The sequence below is a fragment of the Streptomyces sp. NPDC048504 genome (genome assembly GCF_043200035.1).
Taxonomy (GTDB): domain Bacteria; phylum Actinomycetota; class Actinomycetes; order Streptomycetales; family Streptomycetaceae; genus Streptomyces.
Window position 1 is genome coordinate 1 of the sequence record NZ_JBICXA010000046.1, and the last position, 2,780, is coordinate 2,780.

At 69.2% G+C, this 2,780-nt stretch carries 1 protein-coding gene; it reads right to left on the minus strand.

Annotated elements, in window-relative coordinates; genetic code table 11:
• On the minus strand, nt 1-2,780 hold a 2,780-nt coding region (locus ACGFY9_RS48865; protein ID WP_393765662.1), incomplete at both ends, for an amino acid adenylation domain-containing protein.

Here is a 2,780-nt window from a genome sequence, read left to right on the forward strand (position 1 = left end):
CACAACGCATAATCCGCGTACTGCACCGGCAACACACCCCACCCCGGCGCCCGACCCTCACACCGCGCCGCGTACGCCACCGACACATCCCGCGCCAGGGGGCGGGTCGACCAACCGTCGCCCGCGATGTGGTGCACCACCAAGGCGAGTACGTGCTCCTCGGTACCGGTCTCGAACAACCACGCCTTCAACGGAGCCTCGGCCGCGAGGTCGAAGGCGTACGAAGAGATCCGCGCGAGTGTGGCCGACAGCTCGGAGGAGTCGAGCCGGACGGCAGGCAGCTCCCACTCGACCTCGTCCACTCCGAGAACATTCTGGTACGGCTCGCCGTCCACGACTCGGAAGACCGTGCGCAGGGATTCATGGCGCGAAATGACGTCCCGCAGCGCGTCGGCCAGAGCCCGTGTGTCGAGCCGCCCGGTGAGCCGCAGCGCCACCGGGCTGTTGTACGTCTGGCTCGGCCCCTCCAACTGGCCGATGAACCAGAGCCGGCGCTGCCCGTACGACAGGGGCACCCGTTCCGGGCGGCCCATCGGTACCAGGGCTGCGCGCGCCTCGTCCGCTTCTGCCAGCCGGGCGGCCAACCCTGCCACTGTGGGTGCCTCGAAGAGTTCGCGGATCCCCACTTCCACGCCGAGCAGGGTCCGCAACCGGCTCACCAGTCTGGTCGCCAGCAGTGAGTGCCCGCCCAGCGCGAAGAAGTCGTCATTCACGCCGACCGCGGGCAGGCCCAGGACCTGGGCGAAGGCCTGGCACAGGATCTCCTCCTGCAAGGAGACCGGAGCCCGGTCCGAATCGGCCGTCGCCGCCGCGTATTCGGGGCTGGGCAGCGCCTTGCGGTCCAGCTTCCCGTTACCGGTCAGCGGCAGGGCATCGAGGACCACCACCGCAGAGGGGACCATGTACTCCGGCAGACGCGCGGCCACGAACTCCTTCACCGTCACGCTGAGTTCAGCAGTGTCCGTATCGTCGGCCTCGCCGGTGACGACGTAGGCCACGAGTCGGACATCGCCCGGGGTGTCCTCGCGGGCGACGACTGCGGCCTGGGTGACCAGCGGGTGGGCGGCTACGACTGCCTGGACCTCGCCGGGCTCCACGCGGAAGCCGCGGATCTTCACCTGCTCATCCGCACGCCCCGCGAACACCAGCCGCCCATCGACCGTCCACCGAGCGCGGTCCCCCGTGCGATACATCCGCTCACCGGATGTACCGAAGGGACACGCAACGAACCGCTCCGCCGTCAGCCCCGACCGGCCGACATACCCGCGCGCCACCTGCGCACCGGCCACATACAACTCACCCACCACACCCACCGGAACGGGGCGGAGCCACTCGTCCAGGACGTAGGTCTGTGTGTTGGCCACCGGGGAACCCACCGGGATCACCCCGGACGCCACATCCCGCACGGTCAGCCGCGTGGTAGCCACACCGACCGTGGTCTCCGTCGGCCCGTAATGGTTGAACACCGCCCGGTCACCGGCCGATGCCAGCAGCTCACCCACCAGCTCGGCGGAAGCCGCCTCACCACCCAGAACCACAGACCGCACCGAGGCCACCGACGCCGCACCCAACGCCGCCACATGCGAGGGCACCGCCTTCAGGCAGTCGATCCCCTGCTCCGTGAGGTAGGCCGCGACCGCGACCGGGTCGGTCACCGACTCCTCATCGATGAAGTGCAGTTCACCCCCACCGGTCAGGCTCGCGAAGACGGTCGTGTTCGCCAGGTCGGTCGCCTGACCCTGCACCACCGCATACCGGCCCCCACCACCAAAGCCCACCCGCTCAGGCACCGAGGTGACGTAGTTCGCCAATCCTGCGTGGGTGACCGCGACGCCCTTCGCGCGCCCCGTCGAACCCGACGTGTAGACCACATACGCCACCTGCCCCGGCAGAATCTCCACCCCCGGTGCAGTCTCCGGGAAGGCGGCCAACTGCATCGCCGTGAGCGTGTCATCGACGGCGACCAGACGATGACGTCCCGCCGGAAGATCCTCCAGGATCTCCTCCGTCGTGAGTGTCAGCACCGCACCACTGTCACGCAGGACGAACGCCACCCGCTCCGCCGGCTGACCCACATCCACCGGCACATAGGCAGCCCCCGCCTTCCACACCGCCAGCATGCCCGCGAGCATCTTCACGCCCCGCGGCAGACACAGACCCACCACCGACTCCGCACCCACACCCTGCGCCCGCAGATAGTGCGCCAGCCGGTTCGCCCGCGCCTCCAACTCCCCGAACGACACCGACTCATCCCCCTGCACCACCGCCACCCCACCCGGCGACCGCACCACCTGCCCCTCGAACAACCCCAACACCGACATCCACGGCAAATCCACCACCGTGTCGTTCCACTCCACCACCACCCGCCGACGCTCAGCCGGCAAGACGACATCCACCGCGCCCACTCGGGCCTGTGTGTCCTCGGTCAGCTCGGACAGGACGTGGATGAACCGCTCCGCCAGCCGCCCGGCCGTGGTCGCGTCGAAGAGGTCCGCGGCGACGGTGACAGCACCTCGCACCCCGGCGGGGTCGCCCTCTGCGTCGAACTCCTCCTCGACCATCACGTCGAGGTCGAACTTCGCGGAGGGCTTGCCCAGGAAGAGCTGCGTGGACCGGATGCCGGGCAGGGTCAGTGTCGCTTCACCCGTTTCCTTGCCGGACGTGGCGTTCAGCTTGGTGAGGACTACCTGGAAGAGGGGATGCCGGGCCAGGGACCGGGCCGGTGCCAGTTCCTCCACCAACCGCTCGAACGGCACATCCTGATGCCCGAACCCCGCCAG